This is a genomic window from Streptomyces sp. NPDC053079 (genome assembly GCF_044546695.1).
Lineage (GTDB): Bacteria > Actinomycetota > Actinomycetes > Streptomycetales > Streptomycetaceae > Streptomyces.
The window spans coordinates 271,241-297,145 of sequence record NZ_JBITZJ010000006.1 but is presented as its reverse complement, the minus strand read 5'-3'; the positions used below and the strand labels follow the sequence as shown (position 1 = coordinate 297,145).

Genomic DNA, 25,905 nt, shown 5'->3' with positions numbered 1-25,905 from the left:
ATCTCACCATGAAGAATTTCGTAGTCAAGACGATCGCCAATGCGGCGGCCCTGGCGGTAGCCATCTGGCTGCTCAAGGGCATCACACTGTCCGGCGAGAACACCGCCCGCAAGGTGGTCACGCTTTTCCTCGTCGCGCTCGTCTTCGGCGCGGTCAACTTCCTCGTCAAGCCGGTCGTGAAGCTGCTGTCGTTCCCGCTCTTCATTCTCACGCTCGGCCTGATCACGTTGGTGATCAACGCACTGATGCTGTTGCTGACCTCATGGCTGGCGGACCGGCTCGACCTGGCCTTCCACGTGGGCGGCTTCTGGGCGGCACTGGTGGGCGGCGTGATCATCTCGATCGTGGCCTGGGCGATGCATGTGATCCTGCCGGACGAGAACGACTGACGGGAACACGAAGGACGGCTCGAGCCTCCCCCCTCTTGGCTCGAGCCGTCACGGTCCAGGCGCGGAATGCCGCACGAAGAACCGCGCGACCCAGGCTAGTTGACTCTGCGTCAGTGTCCAATCACGCCGACGGCAGCGCCCTATCGACTTATTTATAGTTCCCCCTACGATGGGTGGCGGCGAACCCGGGGAGATGGCATGGATCTGGCCCTTTTGCGCACATTCGTCACGGTGCACCGGGCCGGCTCCTTCACCCGTGCCGCCGCACTCCTGGGCCTGTCCCAGCCCGCGGTCACCAGCCAGATCAGGACGCTGGAGCGCCAGCTGGGCCGCCCCCTCTTCCTCCGCCTGGCCCGCGGGGTCCGCCCCACCACCATCGGCGACGAACTGGCGCACAAGATCTCCCCGCACGTCGACGCGCTGCTGGAGATCACCGAGGCCGACCTCGACGAGCAGTGGGCCAACCGCACCCTGCACCTGGCCGGCCCGCCCGAGTTCACCGCCCTGCGCGCCCTGCCCGCGCTCACCCCGCTCATCGCCCAGGGCCTCACCGTGCGCGCGTCCCACGGAATGGCCGAAGAGCTCTTCGAGGGCCTGGCCGCCGGCCACCACGACCTCGCCATCGCCACCTCACGCCCCCGCGGCCGCCTGCTGACCGCCACCCCGCTGTGCGACGAGGAACACGTCCTGGTCGCCGCCCCGCGCTGGGCGGCCCGCCTCGGCGGCGCGGCCGTCGTCCGCGACAAGGGCGTCCAGGTCCTGGAACACCTGCCCGTGGTCGAGGTGCACGAGAGCCTGCCCCTCGTCTCCCGCTACTGGTCCTCCGTCTTCGACGCCAAGCCCCTGTCCGCCGGCGCCGTCATCGTCCCCGATCTGCGCGCCGTGCTCGCCTCCATAGCGGCCGGGGCCGGCATCGGCGTCCTGCCCCGCTATCTGTGCGGGGACGCCCTGGACACCGGCGAGGTCGTCGCCCTCCTGGACCCTCCGGTGCCGCCCCTGCGCACCTACTTCCTGCTCGTACGGGCCGGAACGCTCGCCCATCCGCATCTGGCGCGGGCGCACGAGTGGTTGCTGCGCGCCGCCGTTTCCTGGTGACAGGTGGTTTCACCGGAGGGCCTGCGCGGCAGATGTCCCCTATGACCGAACGGCCCGTGGTCAAACGCACCGCCCGCGCCATCCTGCTCGACGGCGAGCCCGGCTCCGACGCGCTCGACATGATCCTGATCAAACGCACCAAGCCCGGCGAGGCACCGTACTGGATCACTCCCGGCGGCGGCGTCGAACCGCAGGACACCACCGTCGTCGCCGCCCTCCACCGCGAGGTCGACGAAGAGCTCGGGGCGAAGGTCGTCGACGTGGTCCCCGCGTTCGTCGACACCGTCTCGCACTCCCTGCACCACGCCGCCCACGGCGTGAAGGTGCAGCACTTCTTCGTCTGCCGGCTGGCCTCGATGGACCTCTCGCTGCGCCACGGTCCGGAGGTCGACGAGCCGGTCGGCACGTACGAAGTGGTGCGCATCCCCTTCACCCGCAAGGGAATCGATTCGGTGGAGGTCGTGCCGCCCTCCCTGCGGTCGTACCTGCGCGAGAACATCGAGGGCGTCAGAGCCCTGCTCGCCCACGACCTCGGCTGACCCGGCCCCGGCCGGTCCGGCGCCACTCAGGGCGTACCGGTGCTCAGGGCGTACCGGCGGCGGCTCCGAAGAAGTCGCCGCCCTTGCGCCGGGTGTCGTCCGTGCCCCAGGCACGGCCGTCGCCCTCCCGGCCCGTTTCGCGGGTCGCCTTCCGCAGGTGCGGGATGTGCTTGGCGCAGTGGATGTAGGCCTCCTCGACCGTGACCTCCACCCACACCACCGCCCGGCGGCCGGGCACTTCGTCGACGGGCAGCCCGGGGTGCGCCGCCCGCAGCGCGGCGTCGTCGACCACCCGGGCCCGGCCGTTGACGTGCAGGCCGATCCGGTCCCGGAAGAAGTCGATCATCAGGATGCCGACGTGCGGGTTCTCCTCGATGTTGCCGAGGCTGGCGAGGACGCCGTTGCCCCGGTACTCCGGATAGGCGAGGGTGCGCTCGTCCAGGACCCGCAGGAAGCCGGGCGGGCCGGCCCGGAAGGTGTTGTCGCACTCCCCGTGCCGGTCGGCGGTGGCCAGGAAGAACATCTCCTGCCGGGCCACGAACGCGCGCATGCGCGCGTTGACATGGGAGAGCACCTGGTCGCCGTAGAACCGTGCCGCGCGGTCGGAGGTGCCGAGCCGCTGCTGGAGCCGGTGCTCGCCATCGCTGCCGGCCCTCATGAGACCACCACCCGTCCGGATCAGCTCGTGCCTCAGCCAGTCGCCGACGATGTCGTCGACGCGGTCAGTTCGTCGAGCGAGTCGTGTCGTATGCGGTCGGACGGTATGCCTATACCGACCAGGGTGTCCACACTGCTGCGGATCATTCCGGGGGGCCCGGAGAGATAGGCGTCGTACGCGTTCCAGGGCCCGTACTTGCGGACCACCTGGGGGAGTTGGCCGCTCAGGCCCAGTGTCGGGCCGTCGGAGACGACCGGGCGGACCGACAGCCAGGGGTGCGTCTTCTGTAATCGCAGCATGGTGTCGATGTCGTAGAGGTCGCCGTTGTGACGGGCGCCGTAGAAGACCTCGACGGGACGGCTGCGGCCGTGCCGGGCCACGTCCTCGACGAGCGCCTTGATGGGAGCGATGCCGGTGCCGCCGCCCAGGCACAGCATTCCGTTGTCGCTGCTGTGGTCGACGGTCATCGAACCCGTGGCCGGACCGAGCCGGATGACGTCGCCGGGGCGGGCGCGGTGCACCAGCGCACGGGACACCCAGCCGGCCGGCACGGCCTTGACGTGGAAGGACAGCAGGCCGTCCTCGCGCGGGGCGCAGGAGAAGGAGTAGTTCCGCCAGACCCTCGGCCACCAGGGCGTCTCCACGCTCGCGTACTGGCCGGCGAGGAAGGGGTAGGGCTGGTCGGGCCGCAAGGTCACGATGGCGATGTCCGGCGTACGCGGCTCATGGCTCACGACTTCGGCCTGCCACCAGGCCGGCGAGGTCCGTTCGTCCTCGGCCGCGGCATCGATCATGATCTGCGAGACGGCGGTGTACACCCGCACCCATGCCGCCTGGGCCTCCTCTCCCCACGTCTGCGGCGCATAGCGGGAGAGCGCGTCGACCAGGCACTCCCCGACGGCCGGGTAGTGGGAGGGCAGCGTGCCGTACTTGCGGTGGCCGCGGCCCAGTTGGGAGAGGTACGCGGTGAGCGTGGCCGCGTCGTCGGCGTACTGGGCCGCGGCCAGCAGGGCCTTGAACAGCCGGTCGCGCTGGACGTCCATGGCGGCGGGGAAGAGGGCGCGCAGGTCGGGATGGCGGACGAACAGCAGCGCGTAGAAGTACGACGTGACCTTGTCGGCGATCGGCTCGATCTCAGCCAGGGTGGCGCGGATCAGCAGGGCGTCGGGGGAGGGGGCGGAGGTGGAGGCAGGGGTGGACGGCCCAGGGTGTCCCGGCTGGTGAGGCCCCGGCTCGGGAGGCCCCGACGCGTGGCTCCGCGGCTCGTCGTGCCGGGCGGTGCCGCCCGGCACGTCCTCGGCCGTGCGGCGATGCTCACGCTCCTGGTAGGCCAGGGGCTGCCAGCGCGAGCCGGGGGGCCATTGCGTCTCGCGGGACCAGCGGGGCACGGGGGAGGCCGCGGGCTCCGGGGCCGCGGGCCGGGCGGAGGGGCGCCCGATGTCCTCCCCGGGCGTACTTCCATCGGCCGATGGGGTGGTCGGAGCGTTCATCGTTGCCTCGCCTCGAACATCTCTCGGTCGGACCGCGCGCTTCCGCCGAAGGAGACGGAAGGTACCCGCGATTCCCCGCTCTGGTGATGCGTCGCTGTTCCCGTACGCGCAGCATGCCACCGCTCGTCGCGGCGCCCGCGTTTTCACCGGAAGTCCGTGCGAGAGCACGCCCGTTGGGGCTAGGCTGGCCCGCTGATCAGTTCGTAGGCCTCGCGCAGATCGAGCCCCGTGTAGTGGTGCGAGGCGAGGTCCCGCACATGGTGGTCCGCATTGACCGCCACGGACACCGGGACCATGGCGAACAGCCGCGCGTCCGACATCGAGTCGCCGTACGCCACGCAGTCGGCGCGGGTCAGCCCGAAGCGGGCGCAGAGCTCGTCCGCGATGCGCACCTTCGCCGCGGCGTCGAGGATGCCCGCCGGATCCACCGGGTCCCGGAACGGCACGGCCGGCCACAGCGAGCCATGGGCGGCGTCGACTCCCCAGTCCAGCAGCCGCTCCACGAAGAACCCCGGCGACAGCGAGATCACGGCGCACCGCTCGCCGCGCGCCTTGATGTCGGCCCAGACGTCGCGGATGCCGGCCAGCCAGGGCGCGCCCTCGAAGGCCGCGGCGACCTCGGCTTCGGTCAGCTCCCCCCACAGTTCCACCGCCAGCTCGGCGAACCGGGGCGGCGTCAGCTGCCCCGCCGCGAACGCCCGCTCCAGCTCGCCTATCTCCGGCTCCAGCCCCAGCTGGCGGGATATCTCGACCGCCGCCGCCGAGCCGTGGATCAGCGTTCCGTCCAGATCAAACAAGTGCAGTCTGCTCATGACCGCCGAGCCTAGGCGTACGCGCCGCGCGCGGACGCCCAGGCCGCTCCCCCGGCCGTCGTCAGCCGCCCAGCACCTCCTCGATGGCCGCGGTCGCGACGCCGTGGTCCTGCTCCGGCGCTCCGCCGCCGATCCCGACCGCACCGATGAGCCGGCCGTCGCGGTGCAGCGGAACCCCTCCGGCGATGAACAGCAGCGGCCTGTCCAGGGCCGTGGGCAGGGTGTGGAAGAGCGCGCCCGGCTGGACGGCGTCGACCAGGTCGGCGGTGGGCGTCCCCAGCTGCAGGGCGGTGAACGCCTTGCGCGTGCTGGTCTCCCCCGCGATCAGCACAGCCCGGTCGTCGCGCCGGAAGGCCAGCAGATGGCCGCCCGCGTCGAGGACGGTGACGGCCGTCCGTATGCCCTGCTCGTCGGCGGCGCGACGGGCGGCGGCGACGAGGGCGTCCGCCTCGTCCGTGGTGAGCGGAAGGACCGGGGTGTTGGCGGTCATGGGTGGGTGCTCCTTGCTGTGGTGCGTACTCGCCGAAGGGCGAGGTGGTGAGGTGGTGCAGTGGTGGGCGGCCGGGTAGCGCGGTGCCCGCGTGGTGCGGGCGCCCGGGTCCCTTCGGCGGTGCCTCAGCGGCCGGCCGGTACGGCCTCCGGCTCGGCGGCCACGGGCGCCCCGCCCGTCGCGGCGATCCGTCCGGCCCGGCCCGTACGCCGCTCCAGCCGCGCGGAGAAGAGTGCGAGCAGCAGCGCCGACGCGGCCATCAGGGCGCCCACCCAGTTGGGGGCGGTGTAGCCGAAGCCGGCCGATATCACGAGGCCGCCGAGCCAGGCCGCTATCGCGTTGCCGAGGTTGAAGGCACCGATGTTGACGGCGGAGGCGAGCGTGGGGGCGTCGGCGGTCTGGTCGAGGACCCGCTTCTGCAGCGGCGGCACGGTCGCGAAGCCGAAGGCGCCGATGAGTGGGATGGTGATCGCGGCCGCGATCTTGTCGTGTGCGGTGAGCGGCAGCAGGGCGAGCATGATCGCGAGGCCGCCGAGGCCCGTGTAGAGCATGGGCATCAGCGCGCGGTCGGCGTACTTGCCGCCGATGAGGTTGCCGCCGACCAGGCCGAGGCCGAAGAGGACCAGGAGCCAGGTGACGGAGCCCGGGGCGTAGCCCGTGACGTCGGTCATCATCGGGGTGATGTAGGTGCTCATGGTGAAGACGCCGCCGAAGCCGAGGACCGTCATCGCCATGGCGAGCAGGACCTGGGGGTTACGGAAGGCGGCCAGCTCGCCGGAGACGCGGGTGTGCTCGGGGCGCGGCTGGCGCGGTACCAGCGCGGCGATGCCGAGCACGGCGAGCACTCCGAGGCCGGCGATGATGAAGAAGGTGACGCGCCAGCCGACGTTCTGGCCGATGAGGGTGCCCAGGGGCACGCCCACGACATTGGCGACCGTCAGCCCCGTGAACATCATGGCTATCGCCCCGGCCTTCTTCTGCGGGGCGACGAGGCCCGCGGCGACGATCGCGCCGATCCCGAAGAACGCGCCGTGCGCGAGCGAGGCGACGATGCGCCCGGCGAGCATCACCCCGAAGACGGGGGCGGCGGCGGAGAGGGCGTTGCCCACGATGAACAGGCCCATCAGGCCCATCAGCATCTGCTTGCGCGGGACGCGGCTGCCGAGGATGGCGAGGATCGGGGCCCCGACGACGACGCCGAGCGCGTATCCGGTGGTCAGGTAGCCGGCGGTGGGGATGGACACGCCGAACTCGTCCGCGACCTCGGGGAGCAGGCCCGAGGTGACGAATTCGGTGGTGCCGATACCGAAGGCGCCGATGGCGAGCGCCAGCAGGGCGAGGGGCATGACGGGGGTCCTTCAGGCAGGGGAGATCGGGCAGGGGAGAGGGGTCCGGCCAGGTCTTTGCGGCAGGCCTTTACCGGCCTCCACAATAATTGCAGACGCATTTACTTGCAAGCGCTGGCTATTGCGGAGGAGAGCTATCCTTTTGGTACGGCACGTCCGCACGGCATCGGACGACACGCGCGTACGACCGCGAAGGAGGGCACACCCCCATGTCCCGCACCCCGGACTCCGCTCCCGTCGGGCTCGCGCAGGGCTGGTGCGCCCTGTCCGCCCTGCACAGCCGGATCGAGACGCACATAGAGCGCGCGCTGCAGGCCCACCACGAGCTGAGCGTGCGCGAGTTCTCCGTGCTCGACGTCCTGAGCCGCCAGCACCACGGCGAGGGCGGCCACCTGCGCATGAACGAGGTCGCGGACGCCGTCGTCCTGAGCCAGAGCGCGACGACCCGCCTGGTCAACCGCCTGGAGGACCGCGGACTCCTGACGCGCTACCTCTGCCTCACCGACCGCCGCGGCATCTACACCGACGTCACGGACGCCGGCCGCGCCCTCCTCGAGGACGCCCGCCCCACCAACGACGCCGCCCTGCGCGAAGCGCTCGACGAAGCGTCGGGCCGCGCCGAGCTGGCCCCCCTGGTCGCCGCCGTGGAGTCCCTCGCACCGGCGCCGTAGCGTAGACCCGCACCGCTTCTACGAGCGGCCGGGCTTCGAGGCCTCACACCTCGGCTTCACGTACCACCTCTGACGCACCGCGGGCCCGGGCCCGCTCCCGGTGCGCCTTCTGCCGGCAGGCCGCGCCGCAGTACCGGGCGGGCCGGCCCGTACGAGCGGACGGCATCGCCCCGCCGCACACGGCACATCCCGTTTCGTTACGGCCGACTGCCGGATTCGGGGGGAGTTTCGTCACGCGACGCCCCGGACGGAGGCTGTCGCACGCCAGGGCAGTCATCCTGCCGGGAGCCACACCGGGCCCCCGCCGCTGCTCCATCGACAGACAGCCCACGAGCAGGGCCATCACATCGCCGATGGTCACGTCCTTGCGTACGGTGCCCGCTTGTTGGGCCCGTGCGAGCAGGACGGACAGGGCCGCGCGGAAGTCGTCCTCCACCCCGGGAGAGGGCTCGAAACTGCCCTCCAGCGCGTCGCACAGCCCCTTGTTCCGCGTGGACAGCCGCACCACCGCCGCCAGGTAGCGGAAGAACACCCCGCCGGCGTCCTCCGCCTGCGCCAACTCCCTTGCCGTATCGGTGAAAAGGCGCACCCGGTCCACGACCGTGGCCCTGAACAGGGCTTCCTTGGTGGGGAAATGGCGGTAGACCGTGCCGGTGCCCACCCCGGCCCGGCGGGCGATCTCGCCCAGCGGCACCGCCAACCCGGCTTCCTCGAAGGCGGATCGGGCCGCCTGCAGGACCAGCACCCGGTTGCGCCGCGCGTCGGCGCGCAACTGCGAGGAGGCCCTCGAGGACGGGGGAGGATTCCTGCGGTGTGCCATGCGCGCGGGCCTCCACGGGCCGGATGACGAAACGGGCTGGAGGTTCCGATTCTATCCGCGCATATGACGGAGGGCCTGCACCGGCATAACGGTTCATAAGCGAGCAAAGGGAAGAAAAGCAATGAAAAGGGCCGCCGTCGGCGCCAGAAGCGCCGGCGGCGGCCCGAAGAAGCCGTTGCCGTGCAGCCCTACCCGGAGGTCAGGCGGGAATCACCGAGGTCAGGCCGGAATCGCCGCGTCCCACGCCGCGCCGGCGGCCGCCAGAGCGGCACTCTCCTCCCCTGCCGGAACGCCCAGCGCCCGCAGTCCCTCTCCCAGCGCCGACAGCGTGGACAGGACGGTCTCCCGGTCCGCGTCGAGCCCGTAGTGGTTGACTCGGATCATCTCCTTGGCGAGCGCCCCGGCCGCCGCCTGGACCGGCACGGAGGCGTCCGCGGCGAGGGCCGCCGCCACGACGTCCCGCGCGTCGACGCCCTCGGGCGCGCGCAGGGTGGTGGCGGCGGGGGCGGCGTCCTCGTCCCGTACGACGTAGGGAGCGAGGGCGCCCAGGGCCCGTACGCCCGCCCGCGTGGCGGCAGCGGCGGCACGGTGACGGGCGATCACGTTGTCCAGGCCGTCCGCGTCGATGCGGTCGACCGCCTGCTCCAGCGCGAGCATCTCCAGCTGCGCCGGGGCGTGCGGCAGCGCCGTGCGCCCGCCGTCGATCCAGCGCTCCTTCCAGTCCAGCAGGGAGAGGTAGGAGCGGCGGGGCGCCTGCTCGTTGGCGGCGATCCGCTCCCAGGCGCGGGCGCTGACCGACACGGCCGAGACCCCCGCGGGCCCCGCCATCGCCTTCTGGCCGCCGATGACGCACAGGTCGACGCCCCACTCGTCGGTCAGCAGCGGCTCCGCGGCCACGGAGGCGACCGCGTCCAGCATCAGCAGCGCGCCATGCTCGCGGACGACGGCGCCGATCTCGGCGACGGGGTTCGTGTTGCCGGTGGCGGCCTCGGCGTGGACGAGGCTGACGAAGTCGATGGCCGGGTTCGCCCGGAGCGCCTCGGCCACCTGCGCCGCGGTGACGGCACCGCTGAAGGGCGCCGACACCGTGATCACTTCGGCGCCGCAGGAACGCAGCCAGCCGCCGAACGTCTCGCCGTACGGACCGGTGATGACGTTGAGCGCGGTGCTGCCGGGCCGGACGGCCGAACGGATGCACGCCTCCAGGGGCAGCAGCGCCTCGCCCTGCATCGCGACGACCGTCTCGCGCGTGCGCATCAGCGCCGCGACCTTGTCCTCGATGCGGGCGAACTGAGCGGCGCCCAGGGGCGCGAGGTCGAGCAGGTCCGGTGCGGTGTTCGCGGTCACGGTGCCTTCCAGGTGGTTTCGCGCCGTGGTCCGGCGCCGCCGATCTCCCGTCGACTCTACGTCCGCCCCCCTACCCATGCCGACAATCCGACTACCGCCAGCCGCCCGTGTCGACGCCACCGGGCACGGCGCCCCCGGCCTCATAGGGCTCGCGCGTGAAGACGAACGTGCCGATGTCCAGATGGCTCACGGCACCGTCCGCGCCGCGCACGACCGTCAGCGTCTCGCCCGCGTAGTAGCCGTCGAGGCCCGTCCAGGTACCGTCCTCCTCCGCGCGGAAGGACGCCCCGCGCCCCACCCCGCCCAGCGGCGCCAGCCGCAGCCCCCGGCCGGCCTCCAGCCGCACCGCGAACGGGGCCGCGCCCCAGTACCAGGGCCCGGTCAGCTCCAGCAGCGCGGTGTCCACGTCGTCGAGCGGGCGCCACGGCCGCGGAATCCGCGGTTCGTGCTCGGCGACCGCGCACAGGAGCTCCGCCGCGATGACGGGGGCGTTGAACAGGGACTGGAGGTTGCTCAGCACGACGGAGGCGATGCCGTCCTCCTGGCTCACCCACAGCGCCCCCACGAACCCGGGCATCGAGCCGGCGTGACCGTAGAGGGGCCGGTCGGCCCGCCGTATCAGCTGCACGCCCAGGCCGTAGGCGCCGGACCAGTCCGGGTTCTGCGGCTCGGTCTCCGGCCTGCGCATCTCCGCGACCGAGGCGGCCTTCAGCACCCGGTCCTCGCCGTTCAGCAGGAACGCCCCGAAGCGGCACAGGTCGGCCGCGGTGGACCAGAGCTGCCCGGCCGGCGCCATCCGGCCGGTGTCCACCGCGGGCTCCGGAAGCAGTACGTCCGCCCACGGGTGCACCGCCCATCCCTCGGCGTGCGGCGCCTGGGGGGCGAGCGTCGTGCGCCGCATCCCGAGCGGTTCCAGCACCTCCCGGCGCAGCACCTCGTACCAGCTCTCCCCGCGCAGGCGCTCGACCAGCGCGCCCAGGAGCGCGAACCCGGGGTTGGAGTAGTGGTGCAGACGACCCGCGGCATGGCGCTGGGGGCGCTCGCCGAAGATGTCGGCGAGCTCGGGGCGCAGCGCACCGTCCGTGCGCTCCCACCAGGGCCCGCCCGTCTCGGCCGCGAGCCCCGAGGTGTGCGACAGCAGCTGGGCGATGGTCGCCTCGCCGCCCTCGGGCGCGTCGAGGTACTGGCCGAGCCGGTCGTCCAGATCGAGGAGTCCTTCGTCGCGCAGCCGCATGACCAGCACGGCGACCAGCGTCTTGGTGATCGAGCCGATGCGGTACTGCGCGTCCGCCCCGGGCACCTGGCCGTCGACGGTTCCCCGCCCGGCGGACCACACCATCCGTCCGTCGCGCATCACCGCTCCCACGAGGGAGGGGGTACGGCCCTCCACCTGCCCGGTGGCGAGGCGGTGCAGAAGCGCACGGCGGGTGGCGGGCAGCAGGTCGGTGAACTCCGCGTCGCTCACGGGCGCTCCGGCGGGAACTTCGTGCGAGTCAGTCATGTCCGCACCCTAACCACGTGATCGTTCCGGCTTCCGGCCATGCGGCAGGATGGCGGGATGACCAAGGATGCGCAGCCCGTCCACGCCCTGCTCGTCGTCGATGCCCAGTCCGCCTTCGTCTCCGGTGAGGGGGCGGTGCCCGGAGCGGCCCGGCTCCTCACGCACGTCAACGAGCTCATATCCGGGGCGCGGGCGGCCGGCGCGCTCGTCGTCCACCTGCAGAACGACGGGCCTCCGGGAGCGGACGACGAGCCGGGCACGCCCGGCTGGGAGCTCCATCTGCCCGTACGGCCGGGCCCTGCCGAGGTCGTCGTCCGCAAGACGGAGGACGACGGCTTCTACGAGACGCGTCTGCAGGAGCTGCTCAGCCGCTCGGGGGTGCGGGCGCTGGCTGTCTGCGGCGTGATGTCCGAGATGTGCGTCAGCGCGACGGCCCGTACGGCTCTGGAGCTCGGCTACCGAGTCGTCCTGCCCCATGACGCCCACGCCACCTACGACATTCCCCCGGCGGCGGGCATCAGCGGCCCGGTCCCGGCGGCCATGGTCGCGCGGACCGCCGAGTGGGCGCTCGGCGACGGGATCGAGATCGTGGCGCACGCCGCGGACGTGGAATTCACCGCCCCGGCGCCGCGGCCGGGACGGTGATCACCTCCACGGAGTGGAAGGTCAGCGAGCGATCTTGCGCTGACCGCAGTCGTTGAAGCCGTCGCCCTTGCAGACGAAGACGGAGATCGTGGTGGTCGGCATGAGGGCGCCCACCTTGAAGTTGGCCGGCTTGGTGCCGACACCGCACTGGGTGGCGACCTTGATGGGCGGGCCGGGGGCCAGGTCCTGCTGGATGGCGAAGTAGGCCGAGTAGCAGTCGCCGCCGGTGTTCTTCAGCGCGCCTTCATACGCTGTGGATATACCGCCGGCGCCTCTCTCCACCCGAGACGTGCCTTCGACGGTCGCCGTACCGTGATTCGCCGACCAGCTGGGGCCTGCGGTCGCCGCGGAGCTCGCGGCGACAGCGGGCGTCATACCGATGAGGGACACGGCGGCCGCCGCGAGACCGACTGCTCCGGCCGTGATCGTGCGGGAAAACATGAATATTCCTCCCCTGGTCAAGTCATTGACGGGAGAGACGGTTTCACGTGAAACAAGCGCCGCACAAGATCTTTTGGGGGACGTCGACGCCAACCCGGCGTCCACCAAGGGAGGATGGCCGTACAACTGTCCAACTACCCCACTGGGGCGGCATTCCTGAAGATCAGGTCTGGGCCATGTCCACGAAGCGCGAGTAATGGCCCTGGAAGGCCACCGTGATGGTCGCCGTGGGGCCGTTACGGTGCTTGCCGACGATGATGTCCGCCTCGCCCGCACGGGGCGATTCCTTCTCGTAGGCGTCCTCGCGGTGCAGCAGGATGACCATGTCGGCGTCCTGCTCGATCGAACCGGACTCACGGAGGTCGGAGACCATCGGCTTCTTGTCCGTGCGCTGCTCGGGGCCACGGTTCAGCTGGGACAGCGCGATGACCGGCAGCTCGAGCTCCTTGGCCAGCAGCTTGAGGTTTCGGGACATGTCCGAGACCTCCTGCTGGCGGCTCTCGGCGCGCTTGTTGCCGCCGGACTGCATCAGCTGCAGATAGTCGATGATCACGAGCTTGATGCCGCTGCGCTGCTTCAGGCGTCGGCACTTGGCACGGATCTCCATCATCGACAGGTTCGGGGAGTCGTCGATGAAGAGGGGGGCGGCGGAGACGTCGGGCATCCGGCGGGCGAGGCGCGTCCAGTCCTCGTCCGTCATCGAGCCGGAGCGCATGTGGTGCAGGGCCACGCGCGCCTCGGCGGAGAGCAGGCGCATCGCGATCTCGTTGCGGCCCATTTCGAGCGAGAAGATCACGCTCGGCATGTTGTGCTTGATCGAGCAGGCGCGGGCGAAGTCCAGCGCGAGGGTGGACTTACCCATGGCCGGGCGGGCCGCGATGACGATCATCTGGCCGGGGTGCAGGCCGTTCGTCAGGGAGTCCAGGTCGGTGAAGCCCGTCGGGACGCCGGTCATCTCGCCGCTGCGCGATCCGATGGCCTCGATCTCGTCGAGCGCACCCTCCATGATGTCGCCGAGCGGGAGGTAGTCCTCGCTGGTGCGCTGCTCGGTGACCGCGTAGACCTCGGCCTGCGCCTTGTTGACGATGTCGTCGACGTCGCCGTCGGCCGCGTATCCCATCTGCGTGATGCGCGTGCCGGCCTCGACCAGGCGGCGCAGCACCGCGCGCTCGTGGACGATCTCGGCGTAGTACTCGGCGTTGGCGGCGGTCGGGACGGACTGGACCAGGGTGTGCAGATACGCGGCCCCGCCGACCCGGGTGATCTCACCGCGCTTGGTGAGCTCGGCCGCGATGGTGATGGGGTCGGCGGGCTCGCCCTTGGCGTAGAGGTCGAGGATGGCCTGGTAGATCGTCTCGTGCGCCGGGCGGTAGAAGTCGTTGCCCTTGAGGATCTCGACCACGTCGGCGATGGCGTCCTTGGACAGCAGCATGCCGCCGAGGACGGACTGCTCGGCGTCCAGGTCCTGCGGGGGGACGCGCTCGAAGCCGCCGCCACGGTCCCAGGAGCCGCCCTCGTCGCCGCCCTGATCGTGCTGCTCGCCACGGCCCTTGCCGTCGCCACGGCGGGAACGGGGGAAGGGGAGGCGGTCGCTGGGGCTGTCGCCCCAGGGGTCGTCCATGGGCTCGGGACTGCTCACCCGGGCCACCTCCTCCCGTCCGCGAAGCGGACCTCGCCGTGCGCTTCCTTCTTACGGCACGGCTCTGACAATTAGGACGCCCGACTCCGGTTATGACGCGTCGAGTTCGCGGCGAGTTCGTGTCGATCCCGTAAGGTCCGCGGCTCCCCCGGAGGGGGCGAAAACAGACGGCAGGCGCCGGTCCACGGTAGGGCCGCGGGCACCGTCAGCCAATCTGGTTATCCACAGGGCATGTGGATGAGCGGCCCCAGGCTGTGGAGAACCGCCCTGAACCTGTGCACGGTGCGGGGGAAAGCACTGTGGACAAACACACAGTCGCCCTCGTCACACCGCTCTGACCTGCAGGTTTGTCGTCCACTGGCTGTTGAGGAGAAAAACTTTCCCGCCGGGACCGAGATCGCGACAAACGGCGCAGAGAAGATCACACACAACCCACTCAAGTAAGGGTCGTAAGCTAGGAGCACAGATTACCTGTGGAAGATTGGAACAGGCACCGTGACCCAGGCACCCGCGCGTGCGCCGCGCACCGCCCGCCGGCATGACCGCGAGATCCTCGCGCTGGCCGTGCCCGCCTTCGGCGCGCTCGTCGCGGAGCCCCTCTTCCTGCTGGCCGACAGCGCCATCGTCGGCCATCTCGGCACCCCCCAGCTCGCTGGCCTCGGCATCGCCGCCGCCCTGCTCACCACGGCCGTCAGTGTCTTCGTCTTCCTCGCCTACGCCACCACCGCGGCCGTCGCCCGGCGGGTCGGCGCCGGGGACCTCCAGGCCGCCATACGCCAGGGCATGGACGGCATATGGCTCGCCCTCATACTCGGGGCGGTGGTCGGCGTCGCCGTGCTGCCCACCGCCCCCGCCCTCGTCGACCTCTTCGGCGCCTCCCCGACCGCCGCCCCGCACGCCACCACCTACCTGAGGATCAGCGCCCTGGGCATCCCCGCGATGCTCGTGGTGCTCGCCGCCACGGGCGTGCTGCGCGGCCTGCAGGACACCAGGACCCCGCTGTACGTCGCCATCGGCGGCTTCGCCGCCAACGCCGGGCTCAACCTCGGCCTCGTCTACGGCGCCGGCCTCGGCATCGCCGGCTCCGCGTGGGGGACGGTGCTCGCCCAGTGGGCCATGGCCGCCGTCTACCTCGCCGTCGTCGTCCGGGGAGCCCGCCGCCACGGCGCCTCCCTGCGGCCCGACGCCGCCGGGATACGGGCCTGCGCCCAGGCCGGTGTCCCCCTGCTGGTCCGCACCCTCTCGCTGCGCGCCGTGCTGATGATCGCCACCGCGGTCGCGGCCCGCCTCGGCGACACGGAGATCGCCGCACACCAGATCGTGCTGACCCTGTGGAGCTTCCTGGCCTTCGCCCTGGACGCCATAGCCATAGCCGGGCAGACGATCATCGGGCGCTACCTGGGCGCCGAGGACGCCGCCGGGGCCCGGGCCGCCTGCCGGCGCATGGTGCAGTGGGGCATCGCCTCGGGCGTCGTCCTGGGGGCCCTGGTGGCGGCGGCGCTGCCCGTGCTCACCCCGCTGTTCACCAGTGATCCCGCCGTGCGCGACGCCCTGATCCCGGCGCTGCTCGTGGTGGCCGTGGGACAGCCGATCGCGGGGATCGTCTTCGTCCTGGACGGCGTGCTCATGGGCGCCGGCGACGGCCCCTACCTCGCCTGGGCGATGCTGCTGGTCCTGGCCGTCTTCGCGCCCGCCGCACTGCTGGTGCCCACGGTCGGCGGCGGTCTGACGGCGCTGTGGTGGGCGATGAACCTGATGATGGCGGTCCGCATGGCAACCCTGTGGATACGCGCCCGGTCCGGCCGCTGGCTGGTCACGGGGGCGGTACGGGCCTGAGAACGCCGGTACGGGGCTGAGCACGCCGGGTACGGGCCTGAGCGCCCACCGGAAGGGCCCTGAGGACAGCGGAAAGGGCCGCACCCCAGTGGGGTGCGGCCCTTCCTCAGGCTATGCCTGTCGCTGCCGTCAGGCGGCGACGACCTCGATGCCGAGCTTGGCAACGACGTCGGCGTGCAGACGCACGGACACCTGGTGGGCGCCCAGGGTCTTGATGGGCGAGCCCAGCTCGACGCGGCGCTTGTCGACCTCGGGACCACCGGAAGCCTTGATCGCGGAAGCGACGTCGGCCTGGGTCACGGAGCCGAACAGGCGGCCGGCCTCGCCGGCGCGGACGCCGAGGCGGACCTTGACGCCCTCGAGCTGGCCCTTGACCTCGTTGGCCTGCTCGATCGTGGCGATCTCGCGGATCTTGCGAGCGCGACGGATCTGCGCGACGTCCTTCTCGCCACCCTTGGTCCAGCGGATCGCGAAACCGCGCGGGACCAGGTAGTTGCGAGCGTAGCCGTCCTTGACGTCGACGACGTCACCGGCAATGCCGAGGCCGGAGACCTCGTGGGTGAGGATGATCTTCATTATTTGGTCACCCTTCCCTTATCGCGCGGACGAGGTGTAGGGCAGCAGCGCCATCTCACGGCTGTTCTTCACGGCCGTGGCGACGTCACGCTGGTGCTGAGTGCAGTTGCCGGTCACGCGGCGGGCACGGATCTTGCCGCGGTCGGAAATGAACTTCCGCAGCATGTTCGTGTCCTTGTAGTCCACGTAAGCGGTCTTGTCCTTGCAGAACGCGCAGACCTTCTTCTTGGGCTTGCGCGGGGGCGGCTTCGCCATTGTCTCTCTCCTGTGAATCAAGAAGTTTTGTGCTGTCGCCCTCGGGCCGTCACCGGCCCGGGCCCGTGAAGGGCCTAGAAGGGCGGCTCGTCCGAGTAGCCGCCGCCGGAGTTGCCGGAGCCGCCGCCCCAGCCGCCTCCGCCGCCGCCCTGCTGGCCGCCGGACGGAGCGCCAGTGGCCCAGGGGTCGTCGGCGGGAGCCCCGCCGCCCTGCTGGCCGCCGCCGGGACCGGAGCCCCAGCCGCCGCCACCCTGGCCACCACCACTGCCGCCGCCATAGCCACCCTGGCCACCGCGACCCGCGGTCTTGGTGACCTTCGCCGTGGCGTTCTTCAGGCTGGCGCCGACCTCTTCGACGTCGAGCTCGTAGACCGTGCGCTTGACGCCCTCACGGTCCTCGTAGGACCGCTGCTTCAGCCGGCCCTGCACGATCACGCGCATGCCTCGCTGAAGCGACTCGGCGACGTTCTCCGCCGCCTGCCGCCACACCGAGCACGTGAGGAAGAGGCTCTCGCCGTCCTTCCACTCGTTGGTCTGGCGGTCGAAGGTGCGGGGAGTGGACGCGACACGGAACTTCGCGACCGCCGCACCGGAGGGGGTGAAGCGCAGCTCGGGGTCGTCGACGAGATTGCCGACGACCGTGATGACGGTCTCGCCTGCCATGGATGAACCTCTCGGCGGGTGTGCTGCTGGCTGCTTGCTACTCGTTGCGATGCAGCCCGATTACCTCTGAACCGCTGGGGTTCAGTGGGTCTCGGGACGGAGGACCTTGGTCCGGAGGACCGACTCGTTCAGGTTCATCTGGCGGTCGAGCTCCTTGACGACCGCAGGCTCGGCCTGCAGGTCGATGACCGAGTAGATGCCCTCGGGCTTCTTCTTGATCTCGTACGACAGACGACGACGGCCCCAGGTGTCGACCTTCTCGACCTTTCCGTTGCCCTCACGGACGACGGAGAGGAAGTTCTCGATCAGCGGGGAGACAGCGCGCTCCTCGAGATCGGGGTCGAGGATGACCATCACCTCGTAGTGACGCATGTGGAACCCACCTCCTTTGGACTCAGCGGCCACGGTCGATCCGTGGCAGGAGGGTCGTAATGCGTGAACAACGGTATCGGCGGACACTGACAATCAGCGGAAGTCCCTGGGTTTGCCCCTGGGACCGAAGCTGGGTCCGGGCAGACACCGGTGCAGACCGTACAGAGTACCTGCACTCCGGCGTCCGGTTGAAATCCGACCGCCGGGCCCCGCAATCTGAACGCATCGGGTGTGACCGGCGCTACATTCGCGCTTGCCTTCAGGAGGTGCCCCATGACACAGGCGGTTCGGCAGCCCCGTGGACCCCGCGCGCTGCTCGGCGCAGTCCTCAACAGCGACGGAAAGGCCCATCCCGTCGAGAACACCTTCGTCGCCCTGACGGTCGTGCTGGGTGCGCTCGCCGCCATCTCCTCCCTGTGGACCGGCCTGCACCTGCTCACCTCGTGGAGCGGGCTCATCGGCATCCTCACGGGGGCCTGGGGCCAGTTCATCTCCGCCACGACCGGTGAGCGTTTCCTGCTGATCATCGGGCTCGGAGCGTCCGCTTTCGGCTTCTTTCTGGGCATGGCGCACGGTGGGCTTTTCGGGGGCTTGATCGGATAAGGGCCGTACGCCCAATCGGGGCGCTCCCCGGTCGCAGTAGGCTTCGGCGCGAGAGCCGGAGCCCCGACCCTGGGGACACACCTGCCGAGGAGCGCCCCGATCATGAGCCTGACCCTGAGGACAATCAGCCGCGAGCAGCATCTGGCGTATATCCAGAGCCTGCCCTCGGCCAGTCACATGCAGGTGCCGGGGTGGGCCGATGTGAAGGGCGAGTGGCGCTCGGAGAACCTGGGCTGGTTCGACAAGACCGGGCAGATGGTCGGCGCCGGTCTGGTGCTCTACCGCCAGCTGCCCAAGATCAAGCGCTACCTGGCCTACCTGCCCGAGGGCCCGGTCATCAACTGGTTCTCGCCGAACCTCAGCGACTGGCTGCAGCCCATGCTGGCCCACCTCAAGCAGCAGGGCGCGTTCTCGGTGAAGATGGGCCCGCCCGTCGTCATCCGCCGCTGGGACGCCAACGCGATCAAGACCGGCATCGCCGACCCCGACGTCAAGCGCCTGCGTGACGTCGAGGCCACCCACATCGAGCCGCGCGCCTTCGAGGTCGCCGACCAGCTGCGCCGCATGGGCTGGCAGCAGGGCGAGGAGGAGGGCGCCGGCTTCGGCGACGTCCAGCCCCGCTACGTCTTCCAGGTGCCGCTGGAGAACCGCTCCCTGGAGGACGTCCACAAGGGCTTCAACCAGCTGTGGCGGCGCAACATCAAGAAGGCCGAGAAGGCCGGCGTCGAGGTCGTCCAGGGCGGCTACGAGGACCTGGCCACCTGGCAGCACCTGTACGAGATCACCGCCGAGCGCGACAAGTTCCGTCCGCGCCCGCTGAGCTACTTCCAGCGCATGTGGACCGCCCTCAACTCCGAGGACCCCAACCGCATGCGGCTGTACTTCGCCGTGCACGAGGGCGAGGCCGTCGCCGCCGCGACGATGCTCATCGTCGGCGGGCACGTCTGGTACTCCTACGGCGCCTCCGCCAACCACAAGCGCGAGGTCCGCCCGTCGAACGCCATGCAGTGGCGCATGCTGCGCGACGCCTACGCCCTGGGCGCCAGCGTCTACGACCTGCGCGGCATCGGCGACTCCCTCGACGAGAACGACCACCTCTTCGGCCTCATCCAGTTCAAGGTCGGCACCGGCGGCCAGGCCGCGGAGTACCTCGGCGAGTGGGACTTCCCGCTCAACAAGCTGCTGCACAAGGCCCTCGACATCTACATGTCGCGTCGCTGACCGTTCAGTCCGTCCACGAAGCAGTGCCGTCAGGCACACCACGTCACTCCGCAGACACAGGGAAAGGATCCGGGACCGGCCATGGCGCTCACGCTCTACGTCGACACCGCGCGCTGGCGGACACACCAGCAGTCCGTCATCCAGCAGTTCCCGGGCATCGTCCCGGTCTGCAAGGGCAACGGCTACGGCTTCGGCCATGAGCGGCTCGCCGACGAGGCGACGCGCATGGGCGCCGACATCCTCGCCGTGGGCACCACCTACGAAGCGGCCCGGATCAAGGACTTCTTCAGCGGTGATCTGCTGGTGCTGACCCCCTTCCGGCTGGGCGAGGAGCCCGTGCCGCTGCCGGACCGGGCCATCCGGTCCGTCTCCTCGGTCGAGGGCGTGCGCGGCCTGGTCGGCGCCCGCGTCGTCATCGAGGTCATGAGCACCATGAAGCGGCACGGCATCAGCGAGGACGACCTGCCCAAGCTGCACGCGGCCATCGAGGACGTGCGCCTGGAGGGCTTCGCGATACACCTGCCGCTCGACCGCGGTGACGGCAGCAGCGCGGTCGACGAGGTCGTGGGCTGGATGGAGCGGCTGCGCAACGCCCATCTGCCGCTGCACACGATGTTCGTCAGCCACCTCAAGGCCGACGAGCTGGTCCACCTGCAGCAGCGCTTCCCGCAGACGCGCTTCCGGGCCCGCATCGGCACGCGGCTGTGGCTCGGCGACCACGACGCCACCCACTACCGGGGCGCGGTGCTGGACGTCACCCCCGTCGCCAAGGGCGACCGCTTCGGCTACCGCCAGCAGAAGGCCACCGGTGACGGCTACCTGGTCGTGGTGGCCGGCGGTACCTCGCACGGCGTCGGGCTGGAGGCGCCGAAGGCGCTGCACGGCATGATGCCGCGTGCCAAGGGCGTGGCCCGCGCGGGCCTGGCGACCATGAACCGCAACCTCTCGCCCTTCGTGTGGGCGGGCAAGCAGCGCTGGTTCGCCGAGCCCCCGCACATGCAGGTCTCGATCCTCTTCGTGCCGGGCGACGCCCCCGCCCCGCAGGTCGGCGACGAGCTGGTGGCGCACCTGCGGCACACCACCACGCAGTTCGACCGTCTCGTCGACCACTGATCCCACTGATCCCACCCCCGTGGTGCGGGGCGGGGAGCCGTGACTACGGGTTGCGGCTCCCGGTGCCCCATTGGACGCGTGCGACGTCGGAGTGCTCCGCGTGCCGTTGACGCCGGCGCTCGGAGCCGAGGACGAATATGTCCGGCGCCCCGTCCAGGACCCCGCCGGAGGGGTCGTCCGAGCCGTCCCGGCGTACGACGTCCCGCTCGGGCAGCAGGATGTCCCGCACGACGAGCACGCACAGGTACAGCGTGCCCAGCAGGTGGGCCAGGATCGCCAGTTGGTAGCCCTCCGGCGGCAGCCCCTGGTGCTTGTCCCCGCTGCCCGTGTAGGCCAGGTAGAACCAGATGCCCAGGTAGTACAGGACCTCGCAGGCCTGCCAGATGAGGAAGTCGCGCCACTTCGGCCGGGCCAGCGCGGCCAGCGGCACCAGCCACAGCACGTACTGCGGCGAGTAGACCTTGTTGACGAGGATGAACAGCGCCACCACGAGGAAGGCCAGCTGCGCGAAGCGCGGGCGCCTGGGGGCACGCAGGCCGAGGACTCCTATGGCCAGACAGCCCAGGATCATCAGCAGCGTCGCATAGGTGTTGGCGTCGTCCAGCGGATCGCCGGTGCGCTGTGAGATGAAGAGCCAGACGGAGCCGAAGTCGACCGGCCGGTCCTGGCTGAAGGTGTAGAACTTCGCCCAGCCCTCGCGGATGTGGAACCCGTCCGCGTCATGGGTGATCATGACCGGCAGGTTGACCACGAGCCAGGCGCCGACGGCGGCGCCGGTGGTGGTGACGAGCGCCCGCAGGCGCCCGGCCCGCCAGCACAGGATGAGCACCGGTCCCAGCAGCAGCATCGGGTACAGCTTCGCCGCGGCCGCCAGGCCGATCAGCACGCCCGCCAGGAGCGTGCGCCCGCGGGACCACATCAGCATCGCGGCGGCCGTGAGGGCGACCGCGAAGAGGTCCCAGTTGATGGTGGCCGTGAGCGCGAAGGCCGGTGCGAGGGCCACCAGCAGGGCGTCCCAGGGCCGGCGCCGGTGCGTACGGGCCACGCATACGGCGATGACGGCCGTGCAGGCCAGCAGCATCCCCGAGTTGATGAGCCAGTACAGCTGTTCGCGGTGCTGAATGGTCCCGCCGCCCGGCGTGAGCAGGGCCGCGACCTCCATGAACAGTCCCGTCAGGACCGGGTACTCCAGATACTCCATGCCCCCCGAGAGGGACTGCGGGATCCGGTCGAAGTACGGCAGGAGGCCCTGGTCGAAACCGCGCCCGCTGTAGAGGTGCGGGATGTCGGAGTAGCAGGCGTGGGTGTACTGCGTGGTGGCGCCGAAGAACCAGCCGTGGTCGTAGCAGGGGAACTTCTGCACCATCCCGAGCGCGAACATCCCGATCGCCACGAGCGCGATCACCCGCACCGGCGTCCACCAGCTCACCCCGAGCAGCGCGCGCCGGCCCACCGGCCCGCCGATGAGCTCGCTGCCGGCGGCAGCCACCTCGTCCTCGACGGTGGGCCGTACAAGCTGGTCGTCCCGCACGCTCCTCATGCCCACATCCTGCCGTACCCGCGGCGGACCCGGCGGAGCCTGTGGAAAACCCCGAGGGCCGCCCCGCGCTGACGCGGAGCGGCCCTCGAAAAGTCCTGCTCAACCGGCCTGTGCCGGATTTTTACGATGATCAGATCCCGATCCGGTGCCCGCCCCCGACCCGGCGGCCGGGTCCCGGGCCCCGTGATCAGCCCTCCGGTCCTCCGAACAACCCGCCACCCGACGGGCGGGTCGGGGTCGGCGACGGCAGGCCGCCGGTGTCCCCGCCGGTACCGCCCGAATCTCCCGGGCCACCGGTGCCGCCGGTGGTGGTACCGCCGTTGTGGCCGGGCTTGCACTTGCGGTCGAACACGCCGCAGGTCCGGGACGGGGAGGGGGAGCCGGACGGCGACTTCGACGGCGAGGGGGAGGCGGACGCCGACGGCGTGGCCGAGGGCGACGCGGACGGCACGGCGCTGGGAGAGGGGCTGGCCCCGTCTCCGTAGACCTTCTCGCCGATCGGCTGCGGAGCGTCGAACTGCAGGACCGGCTGGCCCTTGAGCGCCTTGCCCATGTAGTCGGCCCAGATCTCCGCCGGGAACGACGCACCGTGGATCGTGGGCTTGCCGCCCACACCGCGCATCGAGAGGAACTCCTGCTTCTTGGCGTTGGGGTCCACGCGGTACATGCCGATAGCCGTGGACAGCTGCGGGGTGTACCCCGCGAACCAGGCCGAGCGGTTGCCGTCGGTAGTACCCGTCTTGCCCGCCGCCGGGCGGTTGCCGAGCTGCGCCGACGTACCGGTGCCCGACTCGACGACCGTCTTCAGCACGTCGGTGACGTTGTTGGCGACGTTGGCGTCGAAGGCCTGGGCGCTCTTCTCCTCGTGCTGGAAGGCGACCTTGCCGTCCTTCTCCACCTTCTCCACCGAGTAGGGGTCGACCTGCTTGCCGTTGGCCGCGAACGTCGCGTACGCGCCCGCCAGGCGGATCGCACTGGGCGCCGAGGTGCCCAGGGAGAAGGTGGGGGTCAGGGAGGCCAGCTGGTCCTTGTCCAGGCCCGCCTTGAGGGCGGCCTCCTGTACCAGGTCGGTCCCGACGTCCATGCCGAGCTGGATGAAGGGGGTGTTCACCGAGAACTGCATGGCCGTGCGGAGGGTGATGAGGCCCTTGTCCTCGTCACCGTCGTTCACCTGGTGCCACTCGCCGCCGTTCTGGTCGTGCCAGACCTTGCCCCGGTAGTCGCGCAGCGTCAGCTTGTTGTTGCCGTTGTAGATGCTGTCCGGCGACACGAGCGTGCGCTGGCTGAGGCTCTGCTGCGGGCCGAGCGCCGGATTGCGCTTGCCGTGCGTCATCGCGGCGGCCAGGACGAACGGCTTGAAGGTCGAGCCGACCTGCACACCGGTGTAGTCCGAGTTGTTGGTGAAGTGCTCCAGGGCGTTCTCACCGCCGTAGATGGCGACGATCTTGCCCGTCTTGGGCTCCACCGAGGCCCCGCCGAACTGCACGAACTGGTCGACGTCGCGCACCTTCGGCTTGATGTTCGCCTTGCGCACCTCTTCGACCGACTTCGCCAGTCCGTCGACCTTGTCCCGGTCGAACGTGGTGTGGATCTGGTAGCCACCCTTGTCCAGCTCGGCCTTGCTGATCCTGGAGTGGGCGACGATGTAGTTGTCGGCAAGGTCAGTGAGGTAGCCGATCTGCCCGGCACGGTTGGTCGCCGGCTTCGGCTTCTGCACCTTGGGGAAGCCCTGGGCGACCCACTTGTCGCGCTCGGCCGCGTCCATGCGGCCGACCTGGACCTCGCGGTCCAGCGTCCACTTCCACCGGTCGGTGGCCCGCTTGGTGTTCTTCTCCGCGGTCGCCGCCGGGCCCTGGCCGCCGTTCGGGTCGTACAGGTTCGGACCGTTCAGGGTGGCCGACAGGAACGCGCCCTCGCTCGGCGTCAGGTCCGCGCAGTCCTTGTCGAAGTACGCCCGCGCGGCGGCCTGGATGCCGTAGGCCCCGCGCCCGTAGTAGGCGGTGTTGAGATAGCCCGCAAGGATGAAGTCCTTGTCCTTGGTGGCACCCACCTTCACGGAGATGAGCAGCTCGGTCGCCTTGCGCTTGAGCGTCTGCTCCTGGCTCAGGTAGGTGTTCTTCACGAACTGCTGCGTGATGGTCGAGCCGCTCTGCGTCTCACCGCCCTGTGCCATCTTCACGACCGCTCGGGCGATGCCCATCGGGTCGACGCCCCAGTCCTTCTCGAAGCTGGCGTTCTCGGCGGAGATCACCGCGTTCTGCATCGACTTGGGGATCTGCGAGATCGGCACGATCTGCCGGTTGAGGCTGCCGCCGCCGGCGACGACCATCTGTTTGCCGTCCGCCCAGTAGTAAACGTTCTTCTGGACGACCGAGGCCTTCTGCGCGCTCGGGACCTGGACCACCGCCAGGGCCACGCCCACGATGCCCACGACCAGAGCCGCGAGCGTGAACGTCAGCCCCGTGACCAGCTTCCAGGAGGGGATCCAGCGCCGCGCCCCCTGCTTGCCCGCACGCGGGTAGTCGATGACGCGCTTCGCCGTCGGACGGCCGTTGTCCCGGCGCCCGCGGCCCGGACCGCCGGGGCCGGCGTCCGGAGAACGTCTGCGTCCGCCGGCGCCGACGGCGCGCTGGCTCGCGCGACGGGCGTCGGTCCGGCCCGTGGACCGGGCTTCGTCACCACGGCCGCGTCCGGGCGCGGCCGAACTGCTGGGTGGTGCGGTGCGGCGGCCGGGCGTCGGCTGCTGGGCCGCACGACGGGCCGAGGCTCGTCCACCGCCCTGAGGCGGCGGCGGCTTGCGGCGGTGCTCGCTCATCGAACGACTACTCCTCGGGCAGGCGCTATCGCCTGACAGCGGCAGGTGGCTTGCGGTCCCCCCGATGTGCGATCCGGCTGTCCCCCCGAGCCACGGGCCGCACTGCATACGGGACGAGGACGTCTGACGACGTCACACGGTTCCCGGTGAATTGCATGCCGCACAGACTACGCACGGCCAAATCCCGCCCACTGGGGATGTTCACTCCAAATCAGGCCGGTTGTGTCCCACGAATCGGTGATGTGACCTCGTTCACCGTGCCCCCTCTTGTCGCGGCGGCACGCCCGTTCTATCTTCTGGATGTATCGAGTCGATACATCAGCTCAGCACATCAGCCGGACACATCAGCTCGGCATAAGGGACCAATAAGGATTAGGGATCACAAGGACTAGGCTGTGGGGGACAAGGAGGCGAAACATGAGCAGACGCTCCGGCATCCTCGAGTTCGCCGTCCTCGGCCTGCTCCGCGAGTCCCCGATGCACGGCTACGAGCTGCGGAAGCGCCTGAACACCTCACTCGGGGTGTTCCGAGCGTTCAGCTACGGCACCCTCTATCCCTGCCTGAAGTCCCTGGTGGCCAACGGATGGCTGATCGAGGAACCCGGGAGCGCTCCGGAGGATGCCCTTGCGGCGTCCCTGGCCGGACGACGAGCGAAGATCGTCTACCGCCTGACGGCAGAGGGCAAGGAGCACTTCGAGGAGCTCCTCGCCCACACCGGTCCGGACGCGTGGGAGGACGAGCACTTCGCCGCCCGCTTCGCGTTCTTCGGACAGACCTCGCGGGACGTACGGATGCGGGTGCTGGAAGGCCGCCGCAGCCGTCTGGAGGAGCGTCTGGAGAAGATGCGCGCCTCTTTGGCCCGTACCCGGGAGCGGCTGGACGACTACACCCTCGAACTTCAGCGACACGGCATGGAATCCGTGGAGCGCGAGGTCCGCTGGCTGAACGAGCTGATCGAGAGCGAGCGGGCCGGGCGTGACAAGCGCACCGGTCCGGACCAGTGAGCTCTGCACTCCGCAGGGCTTCGT

26 protein-coding genes are annotated in these 25,905 nt (G+C 70.5%); 10 read left to right on the top strand and 16 right to left on the bottom strand.

Annotation, left to right across the window (positions count from 1 at the left end; all coding sequences use genetic code 11):
* Positions 1-8: 8 nt before the first annotated feature.
* From ACIGXW_RS23615 to ACIGXW_RS23605, 3 genes are all read left to right on the top strand, one after another.
* Positions 9-389 (top strand): phage holin family protein, encoded by a 381-nt coding sequence (locus tag ACIGXW_RS23615; RefSeq protein WP_071966100.1) that lies wholly within the window; start codon positions 9-11, stop codon positions 387-389.
* Positions 390-587: 198 nt separating this feature from the next.
* The gene (locus ACIGXW_RS23610) at positions 588-1,484 is read left to right on the top strand and encodes a LysR family transcriptional regulator (RefSeq protein ID WP_360911136.1); all 897 of its coding nucleotides are present in this window, start codon (positions 588-590) and stop codon (positions 1,482-1,484) included.
* 41 nt (positions 1,485-1,525) lie between these two features.
* Positions 1,526-2,023, top strand: coding sequence for an NUDIX domain-containing protein (locus tag ACIGXW_RS23605; RefSeq protein ID WP_071966103.1), 498 nt, complete (start codon positions 1,526-1,528; stop codon positions 2,021-2,023).
* 43 nt (positions 2,024-2,066) lie between these two features.
* On the opposite strand, the gene ACIGXW_RS23600 is transcribed toward ACIGXW_RS23605, so the two are convergent.
* The 5 genes from ACIGXW_RS23600 to ACIGXW_RS23580 form a co-directional block, all read right to left on the bottom strand.
* The gene (locus ACIGXW_RS23600) at positions 2,067-2,681 is read right to left on the bottom strand and encodes a pyridoxamine 5'-phosphate oxidase family protein (RefSeq protein WP_399574895.1); all 615 of its coding nucleotides are present in this window, start codon (positions 2,679-2,681) and stop codon (positions 2,067-2,069) included.
* Positions 2,682-2,713: 32 nt separating this feature from the next.
* On the bottom strand, positions 2,714-4,171 hold the full coding sequence (locus tag ACIGXW_RS23595) for a globin domain-containing protein (RefSeq protein WP_399574894.1): 1,458 nt from the start codon (positions 4,169-4,171) through the stop codon (positions 2,714-2,716).
* Positions 4,172-4,350: 179 nt separating this feature from the next.
* On the bottom strand, positions 4,351-4,983 hold the full coding sequence (locus ACIGXW_RS23590) for an HAD family hydrolase (RefSeq protein WP_399574893.1): 633 nt from the start codon (positions 4,981-4,983) through the stop codon (positions 4,351-4,353).
* Between the two features lie 61 nt (positions 4,984-5,044).
* The gene (locus ACIGXW_RS23585) at positions 5,045-5,473 is read right to left on the bottom strand and encodes a heme-binding protein (protein ID WP_071966108.1); all 429 of its coding nucleotides are present in this window, start codon (positions 5,471-5,473) and stop codon (positions 5,045-5,047) included.
* 125 nt (positions 5,474-5,598) lie between these two features.
* Positions 5,599-6,819 carry an MFS transporter gene (locus ACIGXW_RS23580; RefSeq protein ID WP_399574892.1) on the bottom strand — a complete coding sequence of 407 codons (1,221 nt, stop codon included), beginning with the start codon at positions 6,817-6,819 and terminating at the stop codon, positions 5,599-5,601.
* A 209-nt stretch (positions 6,820-7,028) separates the two neighbouring features.
* Here ACIGXW_RS23580 and ACIGXW_RS23575 point away from each other — a divergent pair, with 209 nt between their 5' ends.
* On the top strand, positions 7,029-7,490 hold the full coding sequence (locus ACIGXW_RS23575; RefSeq protein ID WP_071966111.1) for a MarR family transcriptional regulator: 462 nt from the start codon (positions 7,029-7,031) through the stop codon (positions 7,488-7,490).
* 43 nt (positions 7,491-7,533) lie between these two features.
* On the opposite strand, the gene ACIGXW_RS23570 is transcribed toward ACIGXW_RS23575, so the two are convergent.
* The 3 genes from ACIGXW_RS23570 to ACIGXW_RS23560 form a co-directional block, all read right to left on the bottom strand.
* Positions 7,534-8,310, bottom strand: coding sequence for a TetR/AcrR family transcriptional regulator (locus ACIGXW_RS23570; RefSeq protein ID WP_399574890.1), 777 nt, complete (start codon positions 8,308-8,310; stop codon positions 7,534-7,536).
* A gap of 219 nt (positions 8,311-8,529) precedes the next feature.
* Positions 8,530-9,657, bottom strand: coding sequence for a pyridoxal-phosphate-dependent aminotransferase family protein (locus tag ACIGXW_RS23565; RefSeq protein WP_399574889.1), 1,128 nt, complete (start codon positions 9,655-9,657; stop codon positions 8,530-8,532).
* 91 nt (positions 9,658-9,748) lie between these two features.
* Entirely contained in the window at positions 9,749-11,158 is a 1,410-nt protein-coding gene (locus ACIGXW_RS23560; protein ID WP_399574888.1) for a serine hydrolase domain-containing protein, read from the bottom strand.
* A 57-nt stretch (positions 11,159-11,215) separates the two neighbouring features.
* On the opposite strand from ACIGXW_RS23560, the gene ACIGXW_RS23555 reads away from it, so the two are divergent.
* A complete protein-coding gene (locus tag ACIGXW_RS23555; protein ID WP_071966120.1) occupies positions 11,216-11,803 on the top strand; it encodes a cysteine hydrolase family protein in 588 nt (195 codons plus the stop codon).
* 21 nt (positions 11,804-11,824) lie between these two features.
* Here the strand turns inward: ACIGXW_RS23555 and ACIGXW_RS23550 are convergent, their stop codons facing one another.
* Positions 11,825-12,244, bottom strand: coding sequence for a hypothetical protein (locus tag ACIGXW_RS23550; protein ID WP_071966121.1), 420 nt, complete (start codon positions 12,242-12,244; stop codon positions 11,825-11,827).
* Positions 12,245-12,407: 163 nt separating this feature from the next.
* The gene (gene dnaB, locus ACIGXW_RS23545; protein WP_071965850.1) at positions 12,408-13,883 is read right to left on the bottom strand and encodes a replicative DNA helicase; all 1,476 of its coding nucleotides are present in this window, start codon (positions 13,881-13,883) and stop codon (positions 12,408-12,410) included.
* 495 nt (positions 13,884-14,378) lie between these two features.
* Between dnaB and ACIGXW_RS23540 the strand changes: the two genes are divergently transcribed.
* Positions 14,379-15,719 carry an MATE family efflux transporter gene (locus ACIGXW_RS23540; RefSeq protein ID WP_399574887.1) on the top strand — a complete coding sequence of 447 codons (1,341 nt, stop codon included), beginning with the start codon at positions 14,379-14,381 and terminating at the stop codon, positions 15,717-15,719.
* Between the two features lie 129 nt (positions 15,720-15,848).
* On the opposite strand, the gene rplI is transcribed toward ACIGXW_RS23540, so the two are convergent.
* The 4 genes from rplI to rpsF all read right to left on the bottom strand — a co-directional run bounded on the left by rplI (position 15,849) and on the right by rpsF (position 17,584).
* Positions 15,849-16,295, bottom strand: coding sequence for a 50S ribosomal protein L9 (gene rplI, locus ACIGXW_RS23535; RefSeq protein ID WP_071966125.1), 447 nt, complete (start codon positions 16,293-16,295; stop codon positions 15,849-15,851).
* Between the two features lie 18 nt (positions 16,296-16,313).
* Positions 16,314-16,550: a 30S ribosomal protein S18 gene (rpsR, locus tag ACIGXW_RS23530; protein WP_004950692.1), complete on the bottom strand. Its 237-nt coding sequence runs from the start codon at positions 16,548-16,550 to the stop codon at positions 16,314-16,316.
* Between the two features lie 74 nt (positions 16,551-16,624).
* Entirely contained in the window at positions 16,625-17,212 is a 588-nt protein-coding gene (locus ACIGXW_RS23525) for a single-stranded DNA-binding protein (RefSeq protein WP_361887127.1), read from the bottom strand.
* Positions 17,213-17,293: 81 nt separating this feature from the next.
* The gene (gene rpsF / locus ACIGXW_RS23520) at positions 17,294-17,584 is read right to left on the bottom strand and encodes a 30S ribosomal protein S6 (protein WP_006604399.1); all 291 of its coding nucleotides are present in this window, start codon (positions 17,582-17,584) and stop codon (positions 17,294-17,296) included.
* Positions 17,585-17,857: 273 nt separating this feature from the next.
* Between rpsF and ACIGXW_RS23515 the strand changes: the two genes are divergently transcribed.
* The 3 genes from ACIGXW_RS23515 (at position 17,858) to ACIGXW_RS23505 (ending at position 20,521) form a co-directional block, all read left to right on the top strand.
* The gene (locus tag ACIGXW_RS23515; protein ID WP_360911108.1) at positions 17,858-18,187 is read left to right on the top strand and encodes a hypothetical protein; all 330 of its coding nucleotides are present in this window, start codon (positions 17,858-17,860) and stop codon (positions 18,185-18,187) included.
* A 102-nt stretch (positions 18,188-18,289) separates the two neighbouring features.
* Entirely contained in the window at positions 18,290-19,408 is a 1,119-nt protein-coding gene (locus ACIGXW_RS23510; protein ID WP_399574886.1) for a lipid II:glycine glycyltransferase FemX, read from the top strand.
* Positions 19,409-19,489: 81 nt separating this feature from the next.
* Positions 19,490-20,521, top strand: coding sequence for an alanine racemase (locus tag ACIGXW_RS23505; protein WP_399574885.1), 1,032 nt, complete (start codon positions 19,490-19,492; stop codon positions 20,519-20,521).
* Positions 20,522-20,564: 43 nt separating this feature from the next.
* Here ACIGXW_RS23505 and ACIGXW_RS23500 read toward each other — a convergent pair whose 3' ends face one another.
* A complete protein-coding gene (locus ACIGXW_RS23500) occupies positions 20,565-22,061 on the bottom strand; it encodes a glycosyltransferase family 87 protein (RefSeq protein WP_399574884.1) in 1,497 nt (498 codons plus the stop codon).
* A gap of 187 nt (positions 22,062-22,248) precedes the next feature.
* Positions 22,249-24,876 carry a transglycosylase domain-containing protein gene (locus tag ACIGXW_RS23495; protein ID WP_399574883.1) on the bottom strand — a complete coding sequence of 876 codons (2,628 nt, stop codon included), beginning with the start codon at positions 24,874-24,876 and terminating at the stop codon, positions 22,249-22,251.
* Between the two features lie 417 nt (positions 24,877-25,293).
* Between ACIGXW_RS23495 and ACIGXW_RS23490 the strand changes: the two genes are divergently transcribed.
* Complete coding sequence (locus ACIGXW_RS23490) at positions 25,294-25,881, top strand: helix-turn-helix transcriptional regulator (protein ID WP_071966127.1); 588 nt, start codon at positions 25,294-25,296, stop codon at positions 25,879-25,881.
* Positions 25,882-25,905 lie beyond the last annotated feature (24 nt).